The organism is Hafnia alvei, from assembly GCF_034424155.1.
Classification (GTDB): domain Bacteria; phylum Pseudomonadota; class Gammaproteobacteria; order Enterobacterales; family Enterobacteriaceae; genus Hafnia; species Hafnia alvei.
The window spans coordinates 1,001,370-1,028,147 of the sequence record NZ_CP139992.1 but is presented as its reverse complement, the minus strand read 5'-3'; the positions used below and the strand labels follow the sequence as shown (position 1 = coordinate 1,028,147).

General features: G+C 48.4%; 29 protein-coding genes and 1 riboswitch. Of the genes, 15 read left to right on the top strand and 14 right to left on the bottom strand.

All coding sequences use genetic code 11. The features are described from left to right. Positions 1-67 precede the first annotated feature (67 nt). From U0008_RS04700 to U0008_RS04645, 12 genes are all read right to left on the bottom strand, one after another. Entirely contained in the window at positions 68-781 is a 714-nt protein-coding gene (locus U0008_RS04700) for a cobalt-factor II C(20)-methyltransferase (RefSeq protein ID WP_043491373.1), read from the bottom strand. Then, a complete protein-coding gene (cbiK, locus tag U0008_RS04695) occupies positions 781-1,572 on the bottom strand; it encodes a sirohydrochlorin cobaltochelatase (protein WP_025800487.1) in 792 nt (263 codons plus the stop codon). Before cbiK ends, U0008_RS04700 begins: the two co-directional genes overlap by 1 nt. Beyond that, complete coding sequence (locus U0008_RS04690) at positions 1,569-2,429, bottom strand: cobalt-precorrin-6A reductase (RefSeq protein ID WP_043491370.1); 861 nt, start codon at positions 2,427-2,429, stop codon at positions 1,569-1,571. The genes cbiK and U0008_RS04690 overlap by 4 nt, the downstream gene beginning before the upstream one ends. Further along, positions 2,419-3,144, bottom strand: coding sequence for a precorrin-3B C(17)-methyltransferase (locus U0008_RS04685; protein ID WP_043491368.1), 726 nt, complete (start codon positions 3,142-3,144; stop codon positions 2,419-2,421). Before U0008_RS04685 ends, U0008_RS04690 begins: the two co-directional genes overlap by 11 nt. Continuing rightward, positions 3,144-4,253, bottom strand: coding sequence for a cobalt-precorrin 5A hydrolase (locus U0008_RS04680; RefSeq protein WP_043491365.1), 1,110 nt, complete (start codon positions 4,251-4,253; stop codon positions 3,144-3,146). The genes U0008_RS04685 and U0008_RS04680 overlap by 1 nt, the downstream gene beginning before the upstream one ends. Further along, complete coding sequence (locus U0008_RS04675; RefSeq protein WP_043491362.1) at positions 4,234-5,007, bottom strand: cobalt-precorrin-4 methyltransferase; 774 nt, start codon at positions 5,005-5,007, stop codon at positions 4,234-4,236. Before U0008_RS04675 ends, U0008_RS04680 begins: the two co-directional genes overlap by 20 nt. Then, complete coding sequence (locus tag U0008_RS04670; protein ID WP_043491359.1) at positions 5,000-5,569, bottom strand: decarboxylating cobalt-precorrin-6B (C(15))-methyltransferase; 570 nt, start codon at positions 5,567-5,569, stop codon at positions 5,000-5,002. Before U0008_RS04670 ends, U0008_RS04675 begins: the two co-directional genes overlap by 8 nt. Beyond that, a complete protein-coding gene (locus U0008_RS04665) occupies positions 5,559-6,161 on the bottom strand; it encodes a cobalt-precorrin-7 (C(5))-methyltransferase (RefSeq protein WP_025800481.1) in 603 nt (200 codons plus the stop codon). The genes U0008_RS04670 and U0008_RS04665 overlap by 11 nt, the downstream gene beginning before the upstream one ends. Beyond that, positions 6,158-7,333: a cobalt-precorrin-5B (C(1))-methyltransferase CbiD gene (gene cbiD / locus U0008_RS04660; protein WP_043491357.1), complete on the bottom strand. Its 1,176-nt coding sequence runs from the start codon at positions 7,331-7,333 to the stop codon at positions 6,158-6,160. The genes U0008_RS04665 and cbiD overlap by 4 nt, the downstream gene beginning before the upstream one ends. Beyond that, positions 7,330-7,974, bottom strand: coding sequence for a cobalt-precorrin-8 methylmutase (locus U0008_RS04655; protein ID WP_043491354.1), 645 nt, complete (start codon positions 7,972-7,974; stop codon positions 7,330-7,332). Before U0008_RS04655 ends, cbiD begins: the two co-directional genes overlap by 4 nt. Positions 7,975-8,199: 225 nt before the next feature. After that, the gene (cbiB, locus tag U0008_RS04650; protein ID WP_043491450.1) at positions 8,200-9,153 is read right to left on the bottom strand and encodes an adenosylcobinamide-phosphate synthase CbiB; all 954 of its coding nucleotides are present in this window, start codon (positions 9,151-9,153) and stop codon (positions 8,200-8,202) included. Then, the gene (locus U0008_RS04645; protein WP_043491353.1) at positions 9,153-10,517 is read right to left on the bottom strand and encodes a cobyrinic acid a,c-diamide synthase CobB; all 1,365 of its coding nucleotides are present in this window, start codon (positions 10,515-10,517) and stop codon (positions 9,153-9,155) included. Before U0008_RS04645 ends, cbiB begins: the two co-directional genes overlap by 1 nt. A 149-nt stretch (positions 10,518-10,666) precedes the next feature. After that, positions 10,667-10,862, bottom strand: a riboswitch (cobalamin riboswitch). Between the two features lie 128 nt (positions 10,863-10,990). Between U0008_RS04645 and cobD the strand changes: the two genes are divergently transcribed. From cobD to U0008_RS04580, 13 genes are all read left to right on the top strand, one after another. Beyond that, complete coding sequence (gene cobD / locus U0008_RS04640; RefSeq protein WP_043491348.1) at positions 10,991-12,070, top strand: threonine-phosphate decarboxylase CobD; 1,080 nt, start codon at positions 10,991-10,993, stop codon at positions 12,068-12,070. Beyond that, entirely contained in the window at positions 12,063-12,926 is an 864-nt protein-coding gene (locus tag U0008_RS04635; protein ID WP_043491346.1) for a GHMP family kinase ATP-binding protein, read from the top strand. The genes cobD and U0008_RS04635 overlap by 8 nt, the downstream gene beginning before the upstream one ends. A gap of 163 nt (positions 12,927-13,089) precedes the next feature. Beyond that, positions 13,090-13,644, top strand: a complete 555-nt coding sequence (locus U0008_RS04630; RefSeq protein ID WP_025800474.1) for a Dps family protein — start codon at positions 13,090-13,092, stop codon at positions 13,642-13,644. Between the two features lie 127 nt (positions 13,645-13,771). Continuing rightward, complete coding sequence (locus tag U0008_RS04625; protein ID WP_043491343.1) at positions 13,772-14,593, top strand: AraC family transcriptional regulator; 822 nt, start codon at positions 13,772-13,774, stop codon at positions 14,591-14,593. Positions 14,594-14,691: 98 nt separating this feature from the next. Further along, the gene (locus U0008_RS04620) at positions 14,692-15,669 is read left to right on the top strand and encodes a DMT family transporter (RefSeq protein ID WP_043491341.1); all 978 of its coding nucleotides are present in this window, start codon (positions 14,692-14,694) and stop codon (positions 15,667-15,669) included. A gap of 306 nt (positions 15,670-15,975) precedes the next feature. Further along, on the top strand, positions 15,976-16,500 hold the full coding sequence (locus tag U0008_RS04615) for a PTS sugar transporter subunit IIA (RefSeq protein ID WP_025800471.1): 525 nt from the start codon (positions 15,976-15,978) through the stop codon (positions 16,498-16,500). Then, positions 16,497-16,775, top strand: a complete 279-nt coding sequence (locus U0008_RS04610) for a PTS sugar transporter subunit IIB (protein ID WP_043491338.1) — start codon at positions 16,497-16,499, stop codon at positions 16,773-16,775. Before U0008_RS04615 ends, U0008_RS04610 begins: the two co-directional genes overlap by 4 nt. Before the next feature lie 92 nt (positions 16,776-16,867). Then, the gene (locus U0008_RS04605) at positions 16,868-18,268 is read left to right on the top strand and encodes a PTS galactitol transporter subunit IIC (RefSeq protein WP_043491335.1); all 1,401 of its coding nucleotides are present in this window, start codon (positions 16,868-16,870) and stop codon (positions 18,266-18,268) included. Positions 18,269-18,321: 53 nt separating this feature from the next. Continuing rightward, entirely contained in the window at positions 18,322-20,391 is a 2,070-nt protein-coding gene (locus U0008_RS04600) for a BglG family transcription antiterminator (protein ID WP_043491333.1), read from the top strand. A gap of 69 nt (positions 20,392-20,460) precedes the next feature. After that, complete coding sequence (locus U0008_RS04595) at positions 20,461-21,117, top strand: class II aldolase/adducin family protein (protein WP_043491330.1); 657 nt, start codon at positions 20,461-20,463, stop codon at positions 21,115-21,117. A 129-nt stretch (positions 21,118-21,246) separates the two neighbouring features. Next, on the top strand, positions 21,247-22,263 hold the full coding sequence (locus tag U0008_RS04590) for a dihydroxyacetone kinase subunit DhaK (protein WP_043491327.1): 1,017 nt from the start codon (positions 21,247-21,249) through the stop codon (positions 22,261-22,263). A 5-nt stretch (positions 22,264-22,268) separates the two neighbouring features. Continuing rightward, positions 22,269-22,916: a dihydroxyacetone kinase family protein gene (locus U0008_RS04585; protein WP_051874080.1), complete on the top strand. Its 648-nt coding sequence runs from the start codon at positions 22,269-22,271 to the stop codon at positions 22,914-22,916. A gap of 19 nt (positions 22,917-22,935) precedes the next feature. Beyond that, complete coding sequence (locus U0008_RS04580; protein WP_043491325.1) at positions 22,936-23,202, top strand: HPr family phosphocarrier protein; 267 nt, start codon at positions 22,936-22,938, stop codon at positions 23,200-23,202. A 47-nt stretch (positions 23,203-23,249) separates the two neighbouring features. On the opposite strand, the gene dhaL is transcribed toward U0008_RS04580, so the two are convergent. Both dhaL and U0008_RS04570 read right to left on the bottom strand, forming a co-directional pair. Next, a complete protein-coding gene (dhaL, locus tag U0008_RS04575; RefSeq protein ID WP_043491324.1) occupies positions 23,250-23,885 on the bottom strand; it encodes a dihydroxyacetone kinase subunit DhaL in 636 nt (211 codons plus the stop codon). A gap of 1 nt (position 23,886) precedes the next feature. Continuing rightward, positions 23,887-24,891 carry a dihydroxyacetone kinase subunit DhaK gene (locus U0008_RS04570; RefSeq protein WP_043491322.1) on the bottom strand — a complete coding sequence of 335 codons (1,005 nt, stop codon included), beginning with the start codon at positions 24,889-24,891 and terminating at the stop codon, positions 23,887-23,889. 392 nt (positions 24,892-25,283) lie between these two features. Between U0008_RS04570 and U0008_RS04565 the strand changes: the two genes are divergently transcribed. Together U0008_RS04565 and U0008_RS04560 are read left to right on the top strand one after the other, a co-directional pair. Continuing rightward, positions 25,284-25,778 carry a DUF1198 family protein gene (locus tag U0008_RS04565; protein WP_043491320.1) on the top strand — a complete coding sequence of 165 codons (495 nt, stop codon included), beginning with the start codon at positions 25,284-25,286 and terminating at the stop codon, positions 25,776-25,778. A 237-nt stretch (positions 25,779-26,015) separates the two neighbouring features. Beyond that, the gene (locus U0008_RS04560; protein WP_043491318.1) at positions 26,016-26,777 is read left to right on the top strand and encodes an AzlC family ABC transporter permease; all 762 of its coding nucleotides are present in this window, start codon (positions 26,016-26,018) and stop codon (positions 26,775-26,777) included. Position 26,778 lies beyond the last annotated feature (1 nt).

Here is a 26,778-nt window from a genome sequence, read left to right as displayed (position 1 = left end):
GAGGAGCAGATCACCGAACGGCTCCCTCCCCTGCGAAGGGGAGGGCTGGGGTGGGGTAAATTAAAATTCAGCTTGCCCGATTCACCAAAATCGTCGAAAAGTACGGCAGCTTGGTGTCTTCGTGGATCTCATCGAGATGATGGAAACATTGCTCATTCGGCAGCGATGCTTCAGCCATCAAAATTGCATGGTCGAGCAATCCCAGACGACGCAGCATTTCGCGTATCTGAATAACTCGGCCATACACTTTCATCATCACCACGCATTCATGGTTAAGCAGCGCTTGTTCAAGCTCCTCTTCAGGTGCAGTACAGGCCACCACCGCCATAGACTGCTGCTCCATCGCCAAAGGAAACTGGGCGCGGGCGGCAATGCAGGCAAACGAGGTCACGCCGGGTATAATTTCGATATCCACGTACCCGCGTAGGCGTTCCAGCAAAAACACCCATGTGCTGAACAGCATGGCGTCACCCAGCGTAATAAAACCGACCTGAAGCCCTTGCTCTGCGTCCGTTTGCATCTCCTGCGCAACGGCGTCCCATGCGGTGCTTTTTTCTCCTTGATCGGCGCTCATCGGGAAATGGCGCTCTTTGATATCGAGCGTAGGAGATAAAAATTCACGCACGATAGACAGCGCAAGACTATCGCCTCCCTTGCGCCCCGCGGGGGCATACAGCACATCCAGTTCACCGAGTTGCCGCGCGGCACGAACGGTAATCAAATCGCTGCTGCCCGGGCCGGTGGCAATCGCCCACACTTTTCCCTTTTTCACATCGCTCATCAGGCCGCCTCCTCTGCTTGGTGTAAAACATCGTGTAAGTGCTCAACAAACATTTGTTGGATAAGTGGATTTTCGCCCAGCCCTTGCAGCCACGGCGTGGCTTCAATGCCGGCCTGAGCGAGCTGGGTTTTCCACGAATCTTCATCGTCAGAGGCCATATCGTTAATGGCGTGATCGCCTGCCACCAGCATTAGCGGCATCAAATGCACACGGCGCACATTTTGTTGCTGTAAACGCGTCACCACATGGTGAATCTCGGGATAGCTCTCTACGGCTCCTACCATCGCGGGGATCTGGTGGATCATCAGCATATGATCGAGGCAGGCGTAAGCGGCAAAGGCATGATGCGTCGCGCCATGGCCCATAAACACCACGCGCTCATCGTCGGCTAAAGCTGGCATCTGTGACTTCATGGCCGCGATCAGTTGCTCAAAATCGTCATGGCTACTCAGTAACGGCACGCCGATACGCAGCCGTTTAAACATCCCTGCATGAGCGCGAACCTGAGTCACAACCTTTTCATATTCATCGCCGTTGATGATGTGCAATGACTGGATGACAACGTCCTGATAACCCTGTTCAGCCAAACGCTGCAGCGCCTGATTTGGGTTATCGATTTGCATTCCATCTCGCTTCGCTAACTTGCGAATAATCATCTCGGACGTGAAGGCGCGAAACGCATCACGATCGGGACAGGATTCCGCTAAACGACGCTCGCAGGCATCAATGGTTTTCGCTCGCGTCTCGTGATAGCTGGTACCAAAACTGATAATTAAAATGGCTTTTTTCATAGGTATTGGCTCTTTTTATTTTGTAACCAGCCGGCTAGATAGGGTTCAAGTTCAGCCAGAGAACTCACTCGAATCTGCCCTTCAGCCATAGGTTCTGAAGGACGATAAATCACGATGCAGGGAATATTCAGCGCCAAACAAGGGACGACTTTTTGCTGATATCCCCCTTCTGCACCAGACTCTTTGGTGATCACCACGTCAGCCTGACAATGCTGATAAGTTGCCTGATTCATCTCGGCGCTAAACGGCCCCTTCAGCGCCAGCACGTTATCTACGCCCAGCCCTAAATCCTGACACTGCAACAGGACGTCCGGCGTCGGTAATACGCGCGCAAAAAGGGTTTTGCCCGCCAGCAAACGCACAAAGTCAGCCAGCTGTTTACTCCCAGTGGTCAATAGCACCCGCTCACCTAAACGATGTGCAACCACGCAGGCCTCTTCCACGCTCGCCACTTTGTGCAGCAAAGGATGTTCTAAAGCATCAATTTCGCTAGGGCGTAAATAGCGCAACAGCGCAATGTTCTGAGTGGCGCAGGCGTGTGCGATATTGGCGCTTAACACGCCTGCGTAAGGATGTGAGGCATCAATAACCTGCGTAACCCGGCGCGCTCGCAGCCATTCGCTCATCTGCGCGGCATCCATACGCCCAACGATAATTTCACCGTTGATATTTCCCGCCAGTTCGCGCCCCGCATCGGTTGCAACCGAGAGGCTGTAACTCAGCCCCACCTCATCAAGACGCTGACAAATATGGCGCGCATCTGACGTACCGCCAAAAATGTGCAGAGTGGGTTTGCTTGCCGTTGTGGCCATATTGGCTTCGGGCGCATTGCTGCTAGAAATATCGTTATAAAACATAGCCGCGCGGCGTAATCATCAAGCCGTCCTGACAGTAGGTGGTTTTATTGCCGACAATCACCAGACTGGTCATATCGACATTTTCAAAGTCCATCTCACCGAAGGTGGTTAGCCATTTCTCCTGCTTTTTGCGCCCCGCCGCTTTGACCACGCCCACCGGCGTGCTGGCAGCGGTGTAAGGACGCATCAGGTCGAAGGCGCGAGCAAGGTGGTCAGCGCGGCCACGGCTGCGCGGATTGTAGAAACAGATAACAAAATCGGCCTGCGCAGCGGCAATCACGCGTTGTTCAATCACCGGCCACGGGGTAAGCAGATCGCTCAGGCTGATATGACAAAAATCGTGCATCAGTGGCGCACCCAGCAACGATGCCGCCGCGGTACTGGCGGTTACGCCAGCGATCAGCTTGACTTCAACGTCCAGCTTTTGCTTGGTCACCAGCTCAAGGATCAGTCCCGCCATGCCATAAATGCCCGCATCACCACTGCTGATCAAGGCAACTTTTTTGCCTTGTACGGCAAGATTCAACGCTTCCTGACAGCGCTCAATCTCTTTACACATACCCGTTTTGATCACCTCTTTCTCGGTGGTCAGGGCTTTTACCAAGTGGGTGTAAGTTTTGTAGCCCACGATAATATCTGCGTCACGAATAGCTTCGATGGCTTCCAGCGTCATCATGGACTGACTACCTGGACCAATGCCGATTACATATAACATCAGAGAGTTTCCTGAAGGGTTAGAGCCAAAGTAAGGGTGACTCCCTGCTCTCGCAGCGTCTCCCCAATGATTTTTCCGCCGCCGTACTCTTCGAGCAGCAGACATGCAGCAGGTTGAGATACGCAGCCCACGCCGACGGTTTGACGCACAAAATCCGAACACGGGAAGCGATGTTCATGCACACGCAGCGCTTCGGGCGTAAACACATAGAAAGGAACGCGATAGCAATGCGCCAGCTGTTGTAGCGCAGCTTCATCCTGTTTCAACGTAATGCTACCGATGGCGCGTAGCGCGAGTGGATCGATATGCAGCTCGGCAAATTTCTGCAATAGCAGCGGATGCAACGTGGCAAACGGCGTATCTCTTCGACAGCCCACGCCCAATACCACACGTTTAGGCACCAGTTGGTAAACCGGGATCGCCGTTGGTGGCAGATCCGAGTGATAGCTAATGCATACCAGCGCAGAAAGATCGGGCAATGAATGAAGATCGGCTACGGGAATAAATCCACGTTGATCGTACTCGGTGAGTTGCACATTAACGCGCGGATCAAGCCATAGCCCGACGCGATCGCCGCTCACTAGCATTTGGTTCACGCTCTTCACCGCATGTCGAAAATCCGCGATCTCCGCATCGAGCTTCTGCGCTAAAAGATCCAGCGCCGCAACACCGTTTACGTCGGTTGAGGTGGTGATCACCGGATCGGCGTTAATTAACTCGGCGATCTGCTGGGTGAGCCGATTCGCGCCGCCCATATGCCCTGAAAGCAAACTGATCGCATGCTCGCCGCGCTCATCAAGCACCACCACCGCAGGATCGGTTAGCTTGTCCTGTAACAGCGGCGCGATCACCCGCACCACGATCCCCGTTGCGCCGATCACCACCAGTGCATCAAAGCGTTTGAACGCCTGCGCCATCGTTTCGGCAAAGGATCCGCTAAACACAGTGAAACCGGGCTGTAGCAATTTTTCGCTGGTAAAGCATTCGCTGATGGTGGATAGCTGCGGCAGCAAAGGACGCAGGCGCTGTGCCAGGCGAACGCCGCCCGGCGTCAGGCAAAACAACGCCAGCGATTCCACCTTCATCGGCTCAGGCCTGACGGTATTCATGGCTAAAGCCTGCGTCATACAGCTTGGAGTAGTGATATTCATCACCAAGGAACGCGCCCACCAGAATTAGCGCCGTTTTTCGAATACCTGCGTTGCGCACTAAGGGCGCAATGGTTTCCAAGGTGCCGCGTACCGTTTGGTGATCTGGCCAAGTGGCTTTATAGACCACCGCCACCGGCGTGGTTGCCGGATAGCCGCCGCTCAGCAGGCGCTCAACAACATCACCAATATCTTGTACCGAAAGGAAAATCGCCATCGACGTTTGGTGCGCGGCGAAGGATTCTAATGACTCACGCTCAGGCGTTGGCGTGCGTCCGGACATGCGGGTGATCACCAGACTTTGAGAAACCTCAGGCACCGTATATTCCACACCCAGCTGTGAAGCGGCTCCTAAGAACGAGCTCACACCCGGCACCGAGCTAAAACCAATACCCAGCTTGCCCAGCTCTTCGCCTTGCTCACGGATAGATCCGTACAACGACAGATCGCCGGTTTGTAACCGCACCACCAGTTTTCCGGCACGAATGCCCTGTTCCATCAGATCGATAATCTGCTGGAGGTTTAGCCCTGCGCTATCGTGGCATTCTGCCTGCGGTTTGCAGTAATTCAGCAGATCGTGATTAATCAGCGATCCCGCAAAAATCACCACATCAGCCTGCGATAAAATTCGATGGCCTTTCAGCGTAATAAGCTCAGGATCGCCCGGCCCTGCACCGATGAAATAGACCTGTGCGCGATCGATAGACTCAGCCATGCGTTTGCTCCTTACGGCAGGAAATCAGATAAGTAGGATTATTAGGTTTGAAATAGTGACCGCTGCCCAGCGCGGTAAGGCGAGAGATCTGAATCAGGCTACTTTCCAGTTCAACTACCGCTCGGTTTTGCAGTTGATTGAACGCCTGCTGATAGTTTTCCAGCAGAATAAAATTCATCACTAGGCTGCCGCCGTCGTTAAGTAATGCCAGCGCCCAATCAATGATGTCGGGGAGATTGCCACCGCTGCCGCCGATAAATACCGCATCGGCGCGCACGTCTAACGCCAGTGGTGCATCCGCAGCTACAATATCAATATTCTGGCAGCCAAAATGGCGGCAGTTTTCCTCAATCAGCGCCAGTGCCGCAGGATTGCGCTCGATGGCGGTGATATGCAGATCGGGATAGCGGAGAGCGGCTTCCAAAGAGACGCTTCCTGTTCCTGCCCCAACGTCGATCAGACGTTTAGCCGTTCGCAGATTAAGCCGCTCTAATGCCGAAAGGCGTACTTCTTCTTTAGTCATCGGCACTTTATGACCGCGTAGAAACAGATCATCTTTCATTGAGGATCGCCACCACGTTCATTGCGTAAGCCTGCTGTACCTGCTGAGGAGGCAAAATGTGAATGCGTTCATCGGGATAAGAGAGGTTTTCGCCAATCACCAGCGTCCGTTTTGCCCCACGACGCAGAATTTGCTGGGCGATTTGATACGGCCCCATGTGGTGGTCAGTCACCATCGCCACTTTTTCGTGTTGCAAAACAAAATCAAAATCAGGCTGCTTGCCGTGACAGCTGGTGATGTAGATATCGTTCATATCCACGGCGATGCGCGAGAACAGATACTGTATTGAGCTAATGCCCGACACGATATTGAGTTTTTCCCGCGGAAGATCTTGTATCAAGCGTTTGCCAATGCCGTACAGCATCGGTTCACCCGAAGCGAGAACCACGATATTGCGATCAGCGTTATTCTGTAGCCACAGCGCCATCTGAGTCAGATCGCTGCCGATGGCCAGTTTCTCACCATGAAATTCGTGGTAGGCACTTAAATGACGTGACCAGCCCACCAGAACGTCAGCCTGTGAAATTAATCTTTTTGCCAGCGGCGTGATGTAATCCTGATGCCCCGGCCCCATGCCAACAACGTGAATCATGAAGACTCCTTTTCGCAGAGAATTTCTTGGGAAATTTCGGTACGTAAATCGGCAACAATGTCGTTAACTGGGCGATTACTGCCGAGCACAATATTGTCGAATGAAAACAGCACCGCATCGCATTGCAGCGGCTGTACCGCAAAGCGCAGCATTTGATTGATACGCGCGCAGATTGCCTGCGCGATATCGTTATACACAGCCTGCAAACCGTGCTGTTCTATCAGCTCCATCGCGGCTTCCGTAGTGCTGCATTCAAACACCGCTTGCAGTAATTCACGCGGAGCGCCCATCAGCGCAAGCCGCGTGACCAGCGTTTCCATGCGACCATCGGCAATATGGCTATGGGTATGAAAAATGCCGGCAGCCACTTTGATAAGTTTCCCTAAGTGCCCCACCAACACCACGCGGCGAAAACCGAGACGCTGAGTTTCTTGCAGCATGTAGCCGACAAAATTACTCATGGTGACTACGCGGTCACCGTTTAACTGCATCTGTTCTTGTACAAAGCGTTCACCATGATTACCCGGAACGAGGATCACGCTGGTCATCCCCTGAGCGCGCTTCATTTCAAGCTCTAAAGCCAGCGAACGTTTCCAGCTCTCTTCAGACATCGGGGTCACAATGCCGGTGGTGCCGATAATCGAGATCCCCCCTAAAATACCGAGCCGCCCGTTGTAGGTTTTTTGCGCCCGCTCTTCGCCTTCTGGAGCAAAAATAACAATCTCGGCGCCGCGTTCAGGCCCGATCACTTCACGCACCGCTTCTTCAATGGTATGCAGCGGCGTGCGGTTAATGGCTGAACTTCCCACCGGCAAACCAATGCCTTTACGCGTTACGGTGCCGACGCCTTCACCGCCGACAATGCTAATGCTGCCGCTGTCGTTGAGCGCTACCTGAGCAAAAATCAGCATTCCATGCGTGGCATCCACGTCGTCACCGCCGTCTTTACGAATCGCTGCGCTGGCCTGCTGACCGCAAATCAAAGGTTGCTCAACGTTTAACCGCAGCGTAACGCCCGAAGGTGTAACGATAGAAATCTGATTGATCACCTGCTGGCGCAGCACCATCAGCGCAGCGACTTTCGCCGCCGCGGTGGCACAAGAACCGGTGGTGTAGCCCTTGCGATAGCTTTTACCGTTATGCCATAACGTATCCAGTCCAGTGTCGCTCATTGCGCATCTCGCATGTGGTATAAAATGGCGTTAACAATAGCCGCGGCAATATTGCTGCCGCCCTTGCGCCCTAAGGCTGCAATGCCCGGCAAATCGCTTTCTGCCAGCGCTTGTTTGGATTCGGCTGCGCCAACAAAACCGACCGGAACACCAATGACCGCAGTAGGCGTCATCACGCCTTGTTGATGCAGTTCTAATAAGCGGAATAACGCGGTGGGGGCATTGCCAAACACAAACAGCTTTTCCCCCTGCTCCTGCGCCGCGAGATCCACCGCCGCCATCGAGCGGGTAATCCCCTGAGACTTAGCGATTGCGACCGCGCGCGGATCCGAGATATAGCACTGCCATTGGCATCCTAACTGCTCAAGCTGGGTTTTATTGATGCCGGAAAGCGCCATGGTGGTGTCGGTGTAGATCGTGCAGCCACGACGCAGAGCCTGTGTAATACGGGATAAAACATCTGGCGAGAAATGCAGGATATCCAGCCATTCAAAGTCAGCGCTGGTATGAATTGCGCGTTTAATGATTTTTTCTTGCAGCTCATCGGCAAAACGGTAATCAGGGCGCTCGTCGGCGATAATCTGAGAAATGATCTCAAAGCTGTGCCGCTCAATGTTCTGGGGATTCTTGTTGTAGTTCATTGTTCATCCTGTGTGGTTGATCCAGCGTGACTTTCATACCTCTATCTTTTGCATTACCCCCTCCCAACCTCCCCCTTCTCAGGGGGAGGGGCATAACGGCGCCTCCATCGGCTTCCCTGTGTCTCCTTTAAAAAGCCGGCTTGCCTTTATCTCTTGGCAAACGCAACGCCGAGCGATTCCCACCCCTGCCAAGGGGAGGGTTGGGATGGGGTCAAATTGGTCAGGTCAAAACACCACTGCCCATCTGGCGAATGCAAAAAGCGCCAACGCCAGCGCGGACGCCGTCATCATGAGTCGAATACTGAGGCGAATATCTTGAATGCTAATCTCGCGCTCTTCGTCGCCAATCCACGGTTTCTCAACCCATTCACCGAAGTATTTATTCGGCCCACCGAGGCGAACACCGAGCGCACCAGCCACGGTGGCTTCAGACCACGCGCAGTTGGGGCTTTTATGCAGATAGCGATCGCGCCAGCCGATTTTGAGTGCCTGCTTGCTGTTAAGGCACAGCATGCGAGCGGCAATGCTCAGCAGTAGCCAGCTCAAACGCGCTGGAATGAGATTGGCAAGATCGTCCATTCGCGCCGAAACACAGCCGATAGCACGATATTTTTCCGTCCGATAGCCAACCATGGAATCAAGGGTATTCACCGCTTTGTAGGCCACCATCAGCGGCACGCCGCCGATGAAAAGAAAGAAAAGCGGCGCAATCACGCCATCCACGCTGTTCTCCGCCACCGTTTCAACCACTGCTCGGGTAATCTGCGGCCGATCGAGCTCAGACGTGTCGCGCCCAACAATGTATGAAAGCTGACGGCGGCACTCTTCAAGCGATCCATTTTGCAGAGCGACGTATACCCCCATAGCCGCATCACTTAGGCAGCGCCCCGCTAATAGCGTGTAAATAATCCACACCTGCGCCAGCCAGTTGAGCCATGGATTTAGCTGTGACAAAAGCTCAAGCAGTGCGTAGGTCGTCCCCCAGCACACGCCGACCACAATCAGCCATAAAAACGCCCCGCCGACGTACAGCGCACCTTCGGTGCGGCAAAGCGAGCGGATACCTTTCTGAACCCAAGTGATAAAATTACCGATCCAACGCACCGGATGCGGCCACGTTGGCGGATCGCCCAAGCGCAGATCCAAGAGATAGGCCACCAGACAAGCAGAGAAACTGATCACAACGCTCGCCCTCTCTTTAGCCAATGGCTTAGCATTTCTGGGTGCTGGTAAAAATGAAGATGGAGGTAACTGGCGAGGGTATTTCCCATTTGATATCCCCCCTGCCAACGCTGTTGCGTTACGCCGTCGCGTTGTTTTTCAAACTGGAAAACAGGCGGGAAATCGGTATGAAAATCTGAATAGTGGAACTCATGACCGCGAAGGGTTTCCCCTTCTGCCGCCAGTAACGTGTCATGCACCGCGGTGGCTTGGCAGTAACCAAAACGCTTTAAACGCCCTTCCATGCGGCTTTCTCCGGGGAAAATCCCGGTCATCGCGTACGTGTTTCCAGACTGATCTTTTAACGTCGTGCCCAAATACATCAGGCCGCCGCACTCGGCATAAATAGCTACGCCACGCTGATGCGCATCACGCAGCGACTGACGCATGCTGCTGTTTTTCGCCAGCGTTTCTCCGTATAACTCGGGATAACCGCCGCCGATATAGACCATCTGGCACGCAGGCAGTGCCTCATCGCGCAGGGGGCTGAAGCGCACAATGTGGATGCCGAGCTGTTCAAGCAGCTGTAAATTATCGGGATAGTAAAAGTGGAAAGCTTCGTCGTCGGCGAGCGCAAGGGTTAGGCCTCGCCCAGATTCTGGCGCAGGTAACGTAGGCGCACAGGCATTCGGCGCGGGTTGTACGTCGCTCAACGCCAACAAACGATCGAGGTCGATATGTTGTTCAAGGCTATCCGCCAAGGTGTCCCATATCGCATCCATGTCCTGCTGTTCATAAGCGGTAATCAAGCCGAGATGGCGTTCAGGCAAACTCACGCTGGGTAGAGTAGGCATTCGCCCGAGTACGGGAATTTTAGTGTAAGTTTCAATAGCTTGTTTCAGCAGTTGGTAGTGCGTTTCGCTATTGACGCGATTCACAATGACACCCGCAATACGCACCGCCGGATCAAAATGACAAAATCCCATCACGGTGGCTGCCGCTGACGTTGAAACGGCTTTACCGTCGATCACCAAAATAACCGGACAGCCAATCTGCTTGGCCATACCGGCGCTGCTGCAATAGTTGGGGTCGGTACCATAGCCATCGTATAGCCCCATCACGCCTTCAATCACGGCCACATCGGCGGCTTGAGCATGTTGGTTATAGAGCCAATTTAAAGTGGGCTGAGGCAGCATGAAGGCATCGAGGTTACGCGACGCAACGCCAGAAACGGCGCTGTGCCAGCCGGTATCGATATAGTCGGGGCCCACTTTGTAGGGTTGCACTTGTAAACCGCGTCGCGTTAGCGCTCGGAGCAGCCCAAGTGTTAGCGTTGTTTTACCGCATCCGCTACCGGTTCCACCAATAAGAAATGCCTTCATTCATCCGCCTGCCAAACAAAAAAGCCCGTCCTTGCGGGCGGGCTTTGCGTTGTCATAGCAGATCGATGCACGGCAGCAAAAGCGCAGCATGCAGGGAAAGAATGACAACTCACTTCCCACCGAAGGAGCTGAAATAGATGTTGATATCCCAATATTGGGTTTTACAGGCTGGTCTTCTGGCTTAGCGTCATCCTTACCCACACCTTCCCGATGTTCATCAGTGGCGTCTTGTGGGCTCGTCGGCATCACAGCAGCGGGGGCTGCGGAGGAATTGTATTTGCACAATACGCACCTCCTTCCTGACGCCCTTACGGCGCGTCAAAAACCTGTATTTATACTTTTCTATAAATGATCTGGGTACATAAGTTAAAGCATTCATCACAGATATACCCATTGTGAGATCAACAAAAGCCTAGAATGGAGTGTGAATGAGTTAACATATCTCAACTTTTTAGGGACCAGTGAGAATACCTATGGCCATCAGCAGTCAGCACGGCGGCAACGTGCTAGAAACCGCGCTTACTCTGGGCGTTTCTCCGCACGACATCATTGATTTCAGCGCCAACATCAATCCGCTCGGCATGCCCGAGTCGCTCAAGCACGCCATCATCGAGCAAATGTCGGTGGCTGAAAAATATCCCGATGTGGAGTATCGAAAGCTACACGCGGCGCTAGCTCAGCACCATGGTTGCCCAGAGTCTTGGGTGATGGCAGGCAATGGCGAAACCGAGTTGATCTTTGCTTTAATTAACCAACTGCAACCCGCCAAAGCGCTGCTATTAACGCCCGGTTTTGCCGAGTATCGCCGTGCGCTAACGCGGATAAACTGCGACATCGTTGATTATGCGTTGCATGAGGACGACGGATTTCAGCCTGATACCCGTATTCTTGATGCACTGACGCCCGATCTCGATTGCCTATTTTTATGCACTCCCAATAATCCCACCGGATTGCTGCCGGATAAAAACCTGCTTTTAGCTATCGCCGATCGCTGCCGCACGCTGAATATTGCTCTAATACTTGATGAAGCCTTTCTGGATTTCGTCCCTACGGAAACCGGCTTTATTCCTTTATTAGCGCAGTATCCTCAGCTGTATGTGCTGCGCTCATTGACCAAGTTTTTCGCTATTCCGGGATTACGATTAGGCTATTTAGTTAGCGCCAATGCGGAGTTAGTGACGCAAATGAAGCAGCAACGAGAGCCTTGGACGATCAATGCTTTTGCCGCGCTGGCGGGCGAAATTATCTTGCAGGACACCGATTACATTGAAGCAACCCATCGCTGGCTGGCACAGGAACAACCTCGGGTGTTCTCCGCGCTAGCGGCATTGCCACGGCTGAAAGTATGGCGTCCCGTCGCTAACTATATCTTTATACGCTGTACCGACAGCCAGCTCGCATTGCAGCAGGCGCTATTGAAACACCATATTTTGATCCGACACTGCGCCAACTATCCGGGGCTAAACGCCGACTATTATCGTGTGGCGATTAAAAGCCCGCAGGACAACGATCGCCTGCTTGCCGCCCTAACACAGATTCTGCATCATGGCTGAAGCACGCTGTCCCGCCTCGTGCGGTGAGTTAATTCAAGGCTGGATCCAAGGCGGCGAAAAGCTGGTCTCTTGCCCGGTCAATTGGTTTAGCACGGTGGCAGTGAGCGATGGAACGCCGTTGCCCACCGAGCGCGCGCGCATGCGCTTGGTATTGCGCGCGGTTTTACGGCATTTATCGTTGCCCTCTTCGCTTGAAGCCGGGTTGCGCATTGAGTTTGAATCCTCTATTCCGGTTGCAAAAGGGATGGCCAGCAGCACGGCAGACATCGCCGCCTGTGCAATCGCGACCGCACGTCACTTCGGTATGCAACTGACTGAAAAAGAATTAGCGTCGCTGTGCGTTGGCATTGAACCGACCGACAGCACGATTTTTCAAGCGCCGACGCTGTTCGATCATCAACAGGCACTGACGCAAACGCCGCTACACGAGCGATGCCCAGAATGGGACATGCTGTTGTTGGAAAGCCCTGATTGTTTGCGCACCGAAGACTATCATCGTCGCCCACGCCAAGCGCTGTTGCAGGAATATGCACCGCAGTTGAAACGGGCGCATCGGTTGCTCACCGAAGGAATGCGAGAAAACAACCGCCATAAAATTGGCGCAGCCACCACGCTAAGCGCCCAAGCCAGTCAGGCCTTGCTGCCCAAACCGGCATTTAATGACATTGTAGAAATTGTTGAGCAGCACGGTTTATTCGGCTTGAACGTCGCACACAGCGGCAGCGTGGTAGGTTTGTTGCTCGATACGCACCTTCATGACCCAGAAAAAATAATTCACGCGATGCGCGTGAAAAATATTCTTGTTTTTTATCCGCATGTTAGGCTGCTGCATACCACCTTAGGGGGCGTACGCTGAGCGGCATAAATGCCAAAAGCGTACACATTCACGTACATGATAGGCAATAATTGTCATACATATAAAACTCTAATTTTGTGAGGATGATCTATACTGACTCGGTACTAAACAGTTACTAGACGGCAATTTGTGAATCTATCAAGACCTTTAGGAGATGATAAAGATGAGCACACCAAAACTGGAAAAAAGCAAAGTCGGTGACGCAAAAAAACGTCAGTTCACTCCTCTAGCCACCCCAAGTGATTTGGGCGCTGAGGCCACCAAAGACATTAGCGGTGCAATGAACGCCATCCTTGCTGATATCTATGCGCTTTATTTAAAAACTAAAAACTTCCACTGGCACATGAGCGGTCCGCACTTCCGTGACTATCATCTGCTGTTGGACGAACAAGGCGCAGAGCTATTCGCAATGACCGATGAAATTGCTGAACGTGTGCGTAAAGTCGGTGGCATGACCCTGCACTCTATCGGTCAGATTTCTAAAATGCAGCGCATTAAAGATAACAACGCCGAGTATGTTGAGCCGCTGGATATGCTGGCTGAACTGTGTGAAGACAACAAGCTGCTGGCCGCTGAACTGCGTGCGGCGCATGTGGTATGTAGTGAGCATAATGATGTTTCAACCACCAGCCTGATTGAAAACTGGGTCGATCAAACCGAACGCCGCGTGTGGTTCCTGTTTGAAGCTTGCCGCCAATCACAAACTTCTGGTCACTAGTTTTTCCTTTTGATAAACGCGAAAGCAGACCTTTGGGTCTGCTTTTTTATTTTCAGCACCTCTAATTCCGCTATAGTTACGGTTTACCTCCTACTCATTACCACTGTCTGTAGACCAGAGACTTGTTATGCACGGCGTTCCAGCCCAATTTATCGATGACCGAGATCGCGCCCAGTTTAAACACTTCGCCCATTTGCCCGGCGTTGAGGTGTATCGCGCGCATATTGAACATCATGAATTTGAGCCGCATACGCATGAAGCCTATGGTATTGGCGCGATTGAGTATGGTGCCGAGCGTTTTCGCTATCGCGGTGTGAACCACGTTGCGCCAGCGGACTCGTTGGTATTGATGAACCCAGACGAACTACATACCGGCCAATCAGGTACCGAAGGTGGCTGGCGCTACCGCATGATTTATCTCACACCCGAAATTTTGTCTGAGGTGAGCGGCGAATCTGGCTGGTGGTTTAACGACGCGGTAAATCATCATCCTCAGTTGGCCCGAACTACCACTTCGCTGATAAATGCCCTGTGGCAAAACGATGAACCCCTCGCGCAATCCAGTTTGCTGAGTGAACTGCTGACATTAACGCGCCATTGGGCCAAGGCACCACAAACGCTGAAGCGTGATGCTCCGCAGCGTTTTACCGCGGTAAAAGAGTATCTTCGCGCCCATTTAGATCGGCGTATGACGTTGCCCGAATTGGCGCAGTTGGTCGATCTTAGCCCCTATCATTTTTTGCGTCAGTTTAAGGCGCAGTACCATGTCACGCCGCAGCAAATGCTGATGGCGTATCGGCTCTATGAGGCTAAAAATTTGTTAACCCGAGGCTTACCGCCCGCACAGGTCGCCGCCGCCGTTGGCCTCACCGATCAAGCTCATCTTACCCGCGCTTTTAACCGCTTTTACGGCGTCACGCCCGCTCGTTATCAAAAACAGGTACGTTAATTTTTCAACTGTTTTTACCTAAACAGCAATCTGCTACAAGACGCTTTCCTCTTCGCCTTCTAGACTTGCTGCATAATCCCTTTGAAGAGTTAAGAAAGATGTTAATAGGCGTGCTATACGCGCTGACCGCAGGGCTGATGTGGGGGCTGATTTTCGTGGGGCCGCTCATCGTGCCGGAATACCCTGCCAGTTTGCAATCCGTCGGTCGCTATCTGGCTTTTGGCCTGATTGCGCTGCCGCTGGCGTGGCACGATCGCCATCGTCTACGTCAGTTGGTACGCAACGATTGGATTGAAGCCCTTAAGCTCACCATCGTGGGGAATTTCATCTATTACCTGTGCTTAGCCAGCGCGATCCAACGCACGGGCGCACCGGTCAGCACCATGATTATTGGCACCTTACCGGTGGTGATTTCCGTAAGCGCAAACCTGAAATATAGCCATCGGGACGGAAAATTATCGTGGCGTCTCCTAGCCCCCTCGCTGCTATTGATTGCTTTAGGATTGGGATGCGTCAACGTGGCGGAACTACAGAGCGCGCACGCACCCACTGATATGTTCCGTTACGTCACCGGTTTGATCTTGGCCTTCATCGGCGTGGTGTGCTGGACCTGGTATCCAATGCGTAACGCAAGCTGGCTACGCACGCATCCCGATAAAAGCCCGACTACATGGGCCACCGCACAGGGATTAGTAACGCTGCCGCTGGCGGTAGTGGGATATTTGCTGGTTTGGGGGCACTCCGCCATAACCGCCGATGATTTCCCTATGCCATTTGGCCCACGTCCGGCGGTATTTATTGGCCTGATGCTCACCATCGGTTTGCTGTGCTCATGGCTGGGAACGCTGTGTTGGAATCAAGCTAGCCAACGCCTGCCAACCGCTAAAGTCGGGCCGTTGATCGTTTTTGAAACCCTCGCAGGTCTGAGCTATGCCTTTATCTGGCGACACGAATGGCCACCGCTGCTGACGCTGGCCGGTGTGGTGTGCTTGGTCATCGGCGTGATGAGCGCCATGAAAGTAAAACCCACGCCGGTGGTGATCGTTCCGTTGCAAACGTCAGATAATAGTCAGTAAATCATTTAATAAAGGTATTTAAATGATGCTCTCGCTAAAATTTTTGAAATAATCTAGTCCGGATAAATTTAGGGGAAGTTTATTCCCCTAAGCCTCCCTCCGTTAAATTCTATAATGTGACATCAGTTACATATTCTATCTTTATTTCGCACTTACTAATTATAAATTAGTGAACCAGATCAAATTCCCACAAGTTAATATGATGCTCAATGTATAGGGCATTTTTTGTTATCGATAGTATTCGTCATAGCTTTCTCGGATGATTAATATCATTACAACTCCTAGCTTTTAAGTAAGGCTAATTTTATGACCATAGTCGCTATAGATAATATGGATACGCATTCAGATCCCGATGCCTATTTCTTCGAGGAACTCACTTTTATAGAAAGTTCCTTTCAACATCAAAATGATTACTTTGACTCTATATTTCTATCATTGAAAAATCGTGGCTATGTGCGCGATTCTTTTTTATCTGCTATTAAACAGCGGGAGAAACTATATCCCACAGCACTTCCTACCCACCCCTATGTCGTTGCTTTACCACATACTGATACTGAGCATGTGATAAGACCATTTATTTGCGTAACACGCTTACATCATGAAATTGCGTGGCATGAAATGGCAAATGACGATAACGAGCTTGAAGCCAAGTTCATCTTTCTACTAGGATTTATAGATAAAAATCATCACATCACACTATTACAAACGCTCATGGAGTGCCTCAGTGATGAAGACTTTATTCAAAAAATGAATCAAGCACCAACACCAGCCTCTTTAGTAAAACTGCTTAAATCAGCCATTACAATTAATAACGAGGAAAATATAAAATGAAAAAAATCATTGTCGCTTGCGGAAGTGGCGTAGCAACATCACAAACGGTGGCAAGCAAAGTTTCACGGCTACTAAAAGAGAAAAATCTTAGTGATATTAACGTCGAAGTCATTGACCTTAAATCTCTAGATACACATATCAAGGATAGTCTTGCGTATGTTGCCATTACAAAAGTAGATAAGGAGTATCCCATCCCTGTTATTAACGGCATTGCATTTCTTACCGGCATTGGAATGGAGGTCGAGTTACAAAAAATAATTAACGCATGTAAATAATCATATTGATAAATGAAATTTCTTGCTAACAAAAATCAGCGAAAGAAATAAATGATAGGATTGATTAAAAAATAAAGTAACGGAGTAAAGCGATGAACTTTCTCAGTACAATTATAAATTATATTCTAGCTTTAGGTGCACCAGTTTTCGTTCCTCTCATTATGCTAATTGCGGGCTTAATCGTTCGCATGAAGTTTAAAGATGCAGCATCAGCGGCTATCACCCTCGGCGTGGCTTTCGTCGGCATGAGTATGCTTATTAGCTTTATGGTTGGAGCTATTGGTGTTGCGGCTCAAACGATGATGAAACGTACAGGGCTTGAGTTAAGCATCATTGATGGCGGTTGGACGACCATGGCAAATATCTCATGGGCATGGCCCTATGCTTTTGCCATGTTCCCGTTACAGGTAGGGGTCAATATCCTGATGCTTATGGGCAACAAAACCAACACGTTTAATGCTGACCTCTGGAACGTTTGGGGAAAAATATTCACTGCGTTCATTGTGATTAGCGTGACCACACCAATATTTGGTCGTGGTTGGAGCTTGGCACTGGCATTTATTATTGCCGCATTCCAAATTGTCATGGAACTGAATGCTGGTGATATTCATCAGCATCGAATAGAAAAGCTGACCGGTATCCCCAGTGTAACCTGTACCCATCGGATGGTTTTTTTTGGTGCCATCTATTATCCCTTCGACCTACTGCTACGCAAAATCCCAGTATTAAATAAGCCGATGGATGCGGCTGCTTTACGCCAGAAGGTGGGCGTATTTGCTGAAAACCATACTATTGGTTTTCTCCTAGGTATCATGTTTGGAATTATCGCCGGATACAGTCTTGCAGCAACATTAATGCTCGGGGTACAAGCAGCTACTGCTTTAATGTTATTCCCTATGATTTCGAAGCTATTCATGCAAGCTCTTTCTCCAATCTCCGAAGCGATTAGTACCTACATGAATAACAAATTTTCAGGTAGAAAACTGTTTATCGGTATTGATTGGCCGTTTATGGGGGGGGCAAGCGAAATTTGGTTTGCAGTCATTGTAGCTATCCCATTAACCCTTGTCTGGGCCGTTATTCTACCCGGAAATAAGATACTGCCTTTTGCCGGGATTATTAATATTGCCTTAATTGTACCCGCTTATCTGGTTACCAAAGGCAATACTTTACGTATGGTTATCCTCAGCATTATTGGCATTCCATTCTTCCTATTTGTTGGCACTCAGTTTGCGCCAATGATTACAGAACTAGGACTTGCGACTAAAGCTATTAACATTCCTGCAGGACAGTTAATCTCCAATAGTTCCATTGATGGCCCTGTTTTTACTTATGCATTCTCGTTTTTATTCAAATTCTTGCAAGGAAGTTTTATTCCACTACTGTTAGCGGTGTTCTGGGCATGTAGTTACTTTTTCTATGCGCAAGAATTAAGAAAAGAAACAGCTCAAGAAACAACAAGCATTGAAGTAAATCAGGTACCAGAGGCGTAACGGCTAAAAAGACAGAGCGCTGGTATCACCTTTAACATACGAGGATCTTGCATATGGCTGTAGATAAACGAGTCTTCACCGTACTTGATGCGATTGTGAGCGATCCTAGTATCACGGGTGTAGCGCTTGAGTCTGAATTTAATTTAACACGCAAGCAATTAAGCTACACTATTAAAAAAATTAATGATTACCTTGAATCAAACCATTTTGAAACTATCACTCGATTAAAAACAGGAAAACTTCATGTTCCCAAACACGTTATAGAAAACTTTCGTCATCAAGAAGACATCATATTTAATAATCGCTATCTTTTCGCAGAAGAAGAGCGCGGGAAATTAATTATTTTCTTTTTGCTAACTAGAGAAGAACGTTTATCTTTATTACATCTTACTTCAGCACTTAACGTTAGCCAAAACACCATTATTAACGATATCAAGAAAATAAAATCAAGTGTTAGCCAGTATAGCTTGAAAATTCGCTATAACCGTGAACAAGGGTATCACGTTGCGGGTGAGGAAATTAAAAAACGCTATCTTCTTCTCAGTACATTGCGTAGCATTCTCATGCTCCCTATAGCTAAAAGCATTATTTCGCAATATAACAACGTTATCTCTGAACACATTGAACAGGTTGGTAATTTTTTCAACGAGATTGAAAAATGCTTAAAAATTCAATTTACCGATCAACAACTACAAGAGCTAATCTATTTTATTTGTTTTATCCAACATCGTATAAATCACGGAAAAACAGTAGAATTCCTTCCTGATACCTACAGTGAAATCACCCATGGTCGTGATTTCAAGATTATGCAGAACATTATTCACAAAATGGGAATAATTCAATATAACGAACATATATTCCTGACTGCAATTATTCAAAGCTCAAATATTCAAACAATTTCGGATAAATATTTTCATTTGGATACGCTACTACTTGAAAGTGTAGTTGTGGTAGTTGATAACTTTGAAAAAATTAGCTGTATTACTATCAAAGAAAAGAGTGAGTTAATCGAGAAGATCTATCAACACTGGAAACCTGCTTATTATCGCATCCGCTATCATCTGACTAACATCAATGCCAATAGCGTGTATGATTTAGTTGCGAAAGAGTTTAATCATCTTCATGAGATGGTACGTCGCGCAGTGTTGCCATTTGAAAAAATATTACACTGCGAAGTACCCAATGAGGAAGTTGCTTTCTTAACCGTTTTATTTGGCGGCTGGCTCACACGAGAAGGGCTTATTAATCAAATCAAAACGCAAAAAACAGCAATTGTCGTTAGCGAAAATAGTGCAACTGTCTCAACTTATCTTTATTTAACATTGCAGGTTTTATTGCCAGAGCTGCATTTTATCGAAATGATGTCACGCAGAGAGTTTGAAAAATACTCCCGCCATTATGATGTCGTTTTCTCCACGACTTTCGTTAAGACGGATAAAATATTATTCGTCGTGAATCCTGCGATTAACAGCTTTCATAAAAATACATTTCGTCATCAAGTCATTAGTTCACTACAAGGTGTAGATCCACATATTATCCAAGTAGAGGAATTACTATTGATACTTGAAAAATATGGCACCATCCATGATAGAAGTGGCTTACAAAAAGAGCTAACTAGCTATATTTACGACGAAAGCAGTTCAGAATGTCAGCCGCATTCTTTAACCACTGAAACTCCGTCACTGAGTGAACTATTGTGCAATGAACACCTTTATTTTCAAGATATAAATACTTTGTCTTGGGAGCAATCCATTGCCAAGGCAGCAGCTCCGTTGCTAGCTGAACAACTGCTTGAAACCCGTTACATCACCACTATGATTGATAAAATCTCTATTGAACAACCATATATCATGTTGGCCGAGGGGCTCATTATTGCTCATGCAGGCGTGGATGATGGCGTAAATAAAATCTGTATGTCCCTGCTACGCTTACCAGAAAAAATTAATATTGCCGGGTATATGCAAGCCGATATTATTATTGTTCTTGCTACCAATAATCCACAAAAACACCTAAAAGCACTAGCACAACTTAACGAATTTCTTGAATTTAATGATGGCGGAGAAAAAATCCGCAATTCGGGAAACAAAGAAGCGTTACTGAAGCATCTTTCTGTGTATTGTTAATATACATCACACTGCGTGGCATTTACTTATTGCCACTATCTCCGTCATTCTGACTATAGGATATATATCATGTTAGAAGTTCAGAAAAAACAAGTGGTAGAAATGGCCAAAATGGCCCAACAATGGGGTTTATGTAAACATAAAGCAGGAAACTCTAGCGTACGAGATAAAGAAACAGGATATATTCTCGTCACCCCGACAACGATTGATAAATCTGTACTCACGCCACGAGATATTGTTGTTATGGATATTAATGCCAACGTTATTGAAAGTGAATCAGGCCTTCGCCCTACTAGCGAATGCCTAATGCATATTGAGATCTATAAAGCTCGTCAAGATGTATTTGCCATATCACATACTCATTCAATTTTTGCGACTTCATTTGCAGTACTGAATAAACCGATCCCAGCAATCGTATACGAATGTGCAATTTTAAATTTAAAAGATGGCTTTATTCCTGTTGCACCTTATGGCAGACCCGGAACGCCTGAACTTTCCACCAGCGTTATCGAACCCATTTTACGTGCAGATGCGATCTTAATGGAAAAACACGGTGTTATTGGGGTAGACAAAGAACCGTATGAGGCCGTATTAAAGTCGGCTTACATCGAGGAAATGGCTGAAATATATTACCATGCATTACAGATCAACGGTGGTAAAGAGCCAGAAAGTTTCCCTCCTCATGAGTTACAGAGTTGGGCTTATCCTAAAGAAATCAAATTCTAATTAATTACTTTACTTCAATAGATTACTCCCAGCCAACACCAGGTCGGCATTAGCCTGCGCTCTATTCTATTGCGCAGGCTACTTAATATCACAATAGCAGTTATTGTTTTAACTCCATTGAGAAACAATATGAAAAAATTTATTAATTCACCAGAAGACTTTATTCCCGAAGTATTAAATGGAATTTATCTCGCTCACGCCGGAAAGTTTAATTTTGTTAATAACGATCTGCATTGCTTAGTCTCTACCGATAAACATCTAGGCAAAGTCGCCATCGTTACCGGTGGAGGCTCTGGACATTTACCCCTTTTTCTTGGCTATGTAGGAAAAGGTATGCTTGACGGTTGTGGTGTTGGCGATGTTTTCCAATCTCCTAGTCCTGAGCAAATTTTATCAATCACGCAGGCCGTCGATTCAGGCGCAGGCGTACTCTATCTGTATGGCAACTATAACGGTGATATTTTCAATTTTGATATGGCTGCAGAAATGGCTGAGTTCGAAAGTAATATCGTCACGGCCACCGTTATCGCTGGCGATGATATTGCTTGCCCACCGGCATCAACCGGTGAACCAAGCCGTCGCCGTGGCGTTGCGGGCATCTTTTTTGCGTATAAATGTGCCGGTGCCGCTGCCGCACAAATGTTAGATTTAGCCAACGTCCAGCGTATTGCGCAAAAAGCCTGCAATAACATTAGAACCATCGGCGTTGGACTTTCTCCCTGTATTGTTCCTCGCATAGGCAAGCCAAGTTTTCATATTGGCAATGATGAAATGGAAATTGGCATTGGTATTCACGGCGAAAGCGGTATTCGTCGTGGAGAGAAACTACCAGCTAACAACATTGTTGATGAACTAATGGGTAATCTGCTTGCAGACTACCCGCTACATGCCGGTGATGAAGTAGCCATCCTGATCAATGGACTCGGCGCAACGCCTCTAGAAGAGCTTTATTTAGTCTATGGAAGAGCCAATCAAACACTGAAAGATGCTGGAATAAAAGTATTCAAAACCTATGTTGGCGAATATGCCACTGCAATGGAAATGGCCGGGTTATCGATCAGTTTAATGCGCTTAGATGATGAACTGAAACAGCTGTTGGTACATGAAGCCAATACGCCCATGTTTAAGCAATTCCAGGGGGAATAGATAATATGAACCTGACAGCCAGCCAGCTTAAATTACTATTTGCTCAATGGGCGGATATTATGTCGGCCCAAAAAGAAAAGTTGATTGAAATGGATAGCATAGTCGGTGATGGAGATCTTGGTCTCACCATGAGCGATGGCTTCGGCGCCGCCTATCATGCTGTATCTCGCAGCAACGAAACTGATATTGGGAAGTTTTTCTATCTCGCGGGAAAAACGATGTCCTCCGCAGTCCCCTCCACTATGGGAACCTTAATGGCTTCAGGTCTTATTGAGGTAGGCAAAAAATTTAAAGGAAAAACTCTACTCAAAAGCGAGGATTTTGGCCGCTTATTTCAAGCCTTTTACGACGGTGTGCAAAATCGCGGTAAAGCTCAACTTGGCGAGAAGACGTTTCTTGATGGTCTGTTTCCCGCAATAAGCGTACTTAACAAACAAGATGCAAAGGCACAGAGTTGGGGGGCTATTGCTCAATTCGCTTATGAAGAAGCAAAACTAGGCGTACAAAACACTACCACGCTGGTAGCAAAACATGGGCGCGCCGCAACGCACGGGGAACGGTCGCGGTCGCTGCTTGATCCTGGTGCCTATGTTGCCCAACTGTTAGTCAGCGGGTATTGCATGTTTGCGAATAATTTTTTAGCCCAAGACTGACGATAAAGAGGATTTTTTCATGCTAAAAGAAACTGTCACCGTGGGTAATCAAACCGGTATTCATGCCCGTCCCGCTGGGGTTCTTGCTAAAACTGTAGGGAACTTTCAATCACGTATTGAGCTGGTTTATAACGGAAAAACGATCAAAGCAAAAAGCATCATGGGGATTCTAGGCGCAGGGATTAAGGGGCGCGCTCAGGTCGAAATTATCTGTGAAGGACAAGATGAAGAGTGTGCTATGCGGGAGTTAAAGCAGCTTTTTGCACGTGGTTTTGGGTTTGATTAATCAAACAGCTAGCGGCTACACCGTGTGGCCGCTAGCTGACAATATAATTAGCCCACCTCATTCTCGGCATATTGCGCCATAAATCGTAGGATAAGTGCCATAGAGACAGCCCCCGGATCGCAATGCCCTATTGCTCTATCTCCCAAATTTTTTGCCCTTCCAAAGGATGCCACCATCATTTTAGTTCTTTCAGCTCCTTGGTCTGCGGCCTCGGCACAACGGGTTAGCGCTTCGCTCAACGATAAAGACTGCGCTGAGTTTGCAACTCCTGCGGCTGCAGCTAACGCATCGACCATCGTTTTATCTCCAGGCTTCGCACCTCCACGCGCATGCACCGCAAGCCATCCTTGATTCAACCAACGTGCTAACGACACAGAGCTAAATTCGGTTTCGCCAGCTAAGCTTTTACCTCCTGCGCGAAATAGTGTGCCAAACACTGCACCAGAGGCTCCTCCCATAGACGTCATTAGCGTAGTCCCCATCTGAATCCAACATTCCCCAACGTTTAGTGGCTGAAAAGTTTGGTCATTAATGAGTTTAACCAGCGCCGAAAAACCTCGTTTCATGCCTATACCATGATCGCCGTCGCCAATCGCTTGATCTAATTCAGTCAGCATGGGTTCACACGCAATAATCTGGTGTGCGGTTGATAACATCATTTGCTTTAACTGCGAGGTATTCATTTTATTTACTCCAACCTAACGTAGAATGCGGCATGTCGTAGAGCGACTGTAGTTCATCATCAAGCAACATTAGACTGATAGAAAAACCAGACATTTCCAGCGATGTACAAAAATGGCCAATGACTACGTCGTGGGTTTCTAAACCACGAGCGTCCAGCGCCATCCCTACTCTGCGGCCGATCACCAATAATTCTGTATTACTGAGCGCCCCCAAATTATTCACGGCTACACACAGGCGATCACCTACTTGGAAAGCTCTGTCCTTGCATAAGCGTTCAATCATGACGTCTACAATCTCATCTGCCGTCGTCAATTTTTGGCGGTAGAGTCCCGGCTCACCATGGATGCCAATACCGACTTCGATTTCGTCGTCACCCAGAATAAAATTAAATGAATCAGATTGCGGCAACGCGCAACCATTTAAAGCGACGCCAATAGTGCAGGTATTAAAGTTCGCCTTTACCACTACGTCTTGCAATTGGGAGAGATCATATTTTTTATATTGTGCCGCCGCGCCAGCAATTTTATATAAAAACATAATGCCACCGACGCCACGCCGATCCGATATTCGATCTAAAGGTGCAGAGGCAATATCATCGGTTGCTTTCACAGTGCGCGTTTCAATACCCTCATCCGCTAATATTTCTGCCGCAATATCAAAATTCATACTGTCACCAGAATAATTCCCATAAAGGAAGAGCACACCATTATTCTTATGTGTTGCTTTAGCTACCGCGATAATTTGATCGGGTGAAGGAGAAGTAAAAACTTCCCCTAATGCACAGCCATCAATGCCCCCAGCGCCGATGAATCCAGCGAAGGTAGGTTCATGACCACTTCCTCCGCCGCTGATGATAACCACCTGTTCTGGATTAATACCTTGACGATAAACAGCCGAAAACTCATCGATAGAAATCATTTCCCCTTGGTAAGCATAAACTATTCCCTGCATAATTTCATGGCGTAAATCTTCAGGGTTATTCAATATTTTTTTGGGTTTTCGCATATTATTATCCGCTCTATAAATTAATGTTTACATAAAGAATCTTCTAGCATAAAGACCAATAGCTATTTTCATTCTATTTAATACATTTTTATTGAGCCACTACCATTAATGACAATTAATATCCTACCCATGGCGCATTATTGTTACGTCAACTTTTTCGTATATAAGCTATTTTTGATATAGTCCAAATAAGTATTACCCTCTTTTTTCCTATTTGTCTTATTTTGTCTGCCATTTTTATTGACCACTACGAGCATCGGCTGGTTGGTTTTCCAATCATTTATCCACAAACGTTACCTGACACCTCCAAGAACGACATCCATAGCGTGATTATTTTGCGGCAGCGTTTTTTGCCATTATGATGTCACTCACTTTTCTTGATAGGGCTTTCCATGATTTGGTTAATGCTGGCAACGCTGGTGGTGGTATTTATTGTCGGCTTTCGGGTGTTGAACTCGGATGCGCGGCGCGCATCTCAGGCTCTGACGAAGCGATTAAACATTGAGCCGGTGTATGTTGAGTCGATGCTGAGTCAAATGGGTAAAACGGCGGGTGGTGAATTTATCAGCTATCTGTTGCAGGATAATGAGTCGCATATGGGCAATGCCGCTGGCGTGTTGCTTATCTACCAGACATTTATCGTTGATGAATCTGACGAGAGCTTAACGTTTTGGCGTTCGGTTTTGCGCAAAGCCCATCTGCCCACTGAAATTACCCATAAACACGTACGCTTGGCCCTAACATTTTTGCGCGAACTTGAACCAGACCCTAATGAGATGGCGGCCTATCGTCTGCGCTACAACGCGAGATTTACGGCATTATCTACAGACGGCGGTGCAGCCAATAGCAATGTCTACTATATGGATGGTTCGTCGGATCACGACTAGTTCGATGCCAACCTCTGAATACTTCGCCCTAAGCTCATCACTGCGAGGGCGCATAGTTATTTCTGCTATGTATCCTCAGCTGTATATATACAATGCGCATAAATTAGCCTGCGAATAGTTATTTTTCATTTTAATTATCCGCGGGACTATCATGCATGTATACAGTCTGATAATGTGATCGCCTTAACGATTCATACGTTTGTAGTGTCTCTAATCCAATCAAATAACGACTCAAAAATGCAAACTCATACTTCTGTTGAACAAGCCGCAGAGCCTGTTGCCACGCCGTCGACATTTAAAGAAGGCGTCGTAGATAGCCTGCCTATTGTGATTGGTTACTTTCCCGTCGCCTTTGCTTTCGGTTTAACCGCGGTAAAACTCGGGTTCTCTCCGCTCGAGAGCATTTTCTTTTCCAGCGTTATCTATGCCGGTGCCAGCCAATTTGTGATCACCGCATTGCTCAGCGCGGGAATGTCGTTATGGGTTTCAGCACTCACTGTGATGGCGATGGATATTCGCCATATTCTATATGGCCCGTCGCTACGCCATCGAATCATCACCCAAATGAGTCCAGGGAAAACCGCGCTCTGGGCATTTGGCCTAACTGATGAAGTGTTTGCCGCCGCAACCAGCAAACTCATGCGTGATAACCGCCAGTGGAGCGAAAACTGGATGATCGGCATTGCGCTTTGCTCATGGCTCTCATGGGTAGTTGGCACCGCTGTGGGCGCAGTTTTCGGCAATGGTCCGCTGAAAGCCTATCCAGCTATAGAAGCGTCACTTACCTTTATGTTGCCCGCGCTCTTTTTGAGCTTCTTGTTGGCTTCTTTTAAGCGTCAGCAGAGTTTTACGGTAGTTGCATCCATCGCAGCGTCTTTGGCCGCGCTGCTTATTTTTTCAATACCTGCCTCCATTTTGGCCGGTATCGCGGCTGGTTGCATCGCCTCATTGTTTAGCCCTAAACCACAGTCACTCCCAGAGGTTTGCGATGATAAATAAT

What these genes read in the sequence shown, in the direction of transcription:
- U0008_RS04700 (WP_043491373.1), bottom strand. Translation starts at nt 781, where the DNA reads ATGAGCGATGTGAAAAAGGGAAAAGTGTGGGCGATTGCCACCGGCCCG.
- cbiK (WP_025800487.1), bottom strand. Translation starts at nt 1,572, where the DNA reads ATGAAAAAAGCCATTTTAATTATCAGTTTTGGTACCAGCTATCACGAG.
- U0008_RS04690 (WP_043491370.1), bottom strand. Translation starts at nt 2,429, where the DNA reads ATGTTTTATAACGATATTTCTAGCAGCAATGCGCCCGAAGCCAATATG.
- U0008_RS04685 (WP_043491368.1), bottom strand. Translation starts at nt 3,144, where the DNA reads ATGTTATATGTAATCGGCATTGGTCCAGGTAGTCAGTCCATGATGACG.
- U0008_RS04680 (WP_043491365.1), bottom strand. Translation starts at nt 4,253, where the DNA reads ATGAATACCGTCAGGCCTGAGCCGATGAAGGTGGAATCGCTGGCGTTG.
- U0008_RS04675 (WP_043491362.1), bottom strand. Translation starts at nt 5,007, where the DNA reads ATGGCTGAGTCTATCGATCGCGCACAGGTCTATTTCATCGGTGCAGGG.
- U0008_RS04670 (WP_043491359.1), bottom strand. Translation starts at nt 5,569, where the DNA reads ATGAAAGATGATCTGTTTCTACGCGGTCATAAAGTGCCGATGACTAAA.
- U0008_RS04665 (WP_025800481.1), bottom strand. Translation starts at nt 6,161, where the DNA reads ATGATTCACGTTGTTGGCATGGGGCCGGGGCATCAGGATTACATCACG.
- cbiD (WP_043491357.1), bottom strand. Translation starts at nt 7,333, where the DNA reads ATGAGCGACACTGGACTGGATACGTTATGGCATAACGGTAAAAGCTAT.
- U0008_RS04655 (WP_043491354.1), bottom strand. Translation starts at nt 7,974, where the DNA reads ATGAACTACAACAAGAATCCCCAGAACATTGAGCGGCACAGCTTTGAG.
- U0008_RS04645 (WP_043491353.1), bottom strand. Translation starts at nt 10,517, where the DNA reads ATGAAGGCATTTCTTATTGGTGGAACCGGTAGCGGATGCGGTAAAACA.
- cobD (WP_043491348.1), top strand. Translation starts at nt 10,991, where the DNA reads ATGGCCATCAGCAGTCAGCACGGCGGCAACGTGCTAGAAACCGCGCTT.
- U0008_RS04635 (WP_043491346.1), top strand. Translation starts at nt 12,063, where the DNA reads ATGGCTGAAGCACGCTGTCCCGCCTCGTGCGGTGAGTTAATTCAAGGC.
- U0008_RS04630 (WP_025800474.1), top strand. Translation starts at nt 13,090, where the DNA reads ATGAGCACACCAAAACTGGAAAAAAGCAAAGTCGGTGACGCAAAAAAA.
- U0008_RS04625 (WP_043491343.1), top strand. Translation starts at nt 13,772, where the DNA reads ATGCACGGCGTTCCAGCCCAATTTATCGATGACCGAGATCGCGCCCAG.
- U0008_RS04620 (WP_043491341.1), top strand. Translation starts at nt 14,692, where the DNA reads ATGTTAATAGGCGTGCTATACGCGCTGACCGCAGGGCTGATGTGGGGG.
- U0008_RS04615 (WP_025800471.1), top strand. Translation starts at nt 15,976, where the DNA reads ATGACCATAGTCGCTATAGATAATATGGATACGCATTCAGATCCCGAT.
- U0008_RS04610 (WP_043491338.1), top strand. Translation starts at nt 16,497, where the DNA reads ATGAAAAAAATCATTGTCGCTTGCGGAAGTGGCGTAGCAACATCACAA.
- U0008_RS04605 (WP_043491335.1), top strand. Translation starts at nt 16,868, where the DNA reads ATGAACTTTCTCAGTACAATTATAAATTATATTCTAGCTTTAGGTGCA.
- U0008_RS04600 (WP_043491333.1), top strand. Translation starts at nt 18,322, where the DNA reads ATGGCTGTAGATAAACGAGTCTTCACCGTACTTGATGCGATTGTGAGC.
- U0008_RS04595 (WP_043491330.1), top strand. Translation starts at nt 20,461, where the DNA reads ATGTTAGAAGTTCAGAAAAAACAAGTGGTAGAAATGGCCAAAATGGCC.
- U0008_RS04590 (WP_043491327.1), top strand. Translation starts at nt 21,247, where the DNA reads ATGAAAAAATTTATTAATTCACCAGAAGACTTTATTCCCGAAGTATTA.
- U0008_RS04585 (WP_051874080.1), top strand. Translation starts at nt 22,269, where the DNA reads ATGAACCTGACAGCCAGCCAGCTTAAATTACTATTTGCTCAATGGGCG.
- U0008_RS04580 (WP_043491325.1), top strand. Translation starts at nt 22,936, where the DNA reads ATGCTAAAAGAAACTGTCACCGTGGGTAATCAAACCGGTATTCATGCC.
- dhaL (WP_043491324.1), bottom strand. Translation starts at nt 23,885, where the DNA reads ATGAATACCTCGCAGTTAAAGCAAATGATGTTATCAACCGCACACCAG.
- U0008_RS04570 (WP_043491322.1), bottom strand. Translation starts at nt 24,891, where the DNA reads ATGCGAAAACCCAAAAAAATATTGAATAACCCTGAAGATTTACGCCAT.
- U0008_RS04565 (WP_043491320.1), top strand. Translation starts at nt 25,284, where the DNA reads ATGATTTGGTTAATGCTGGCAACGCTGGTGGTGGTATTTATTGTCGGC.
- U0008_RS04560 (WP_043491318.1), top strand. Translation starts at nt 26,016, where the DNA reads ATGCAAACTCATACTTCTGTTGAACAAGCCGCAGAGCCTGTTGCCACG.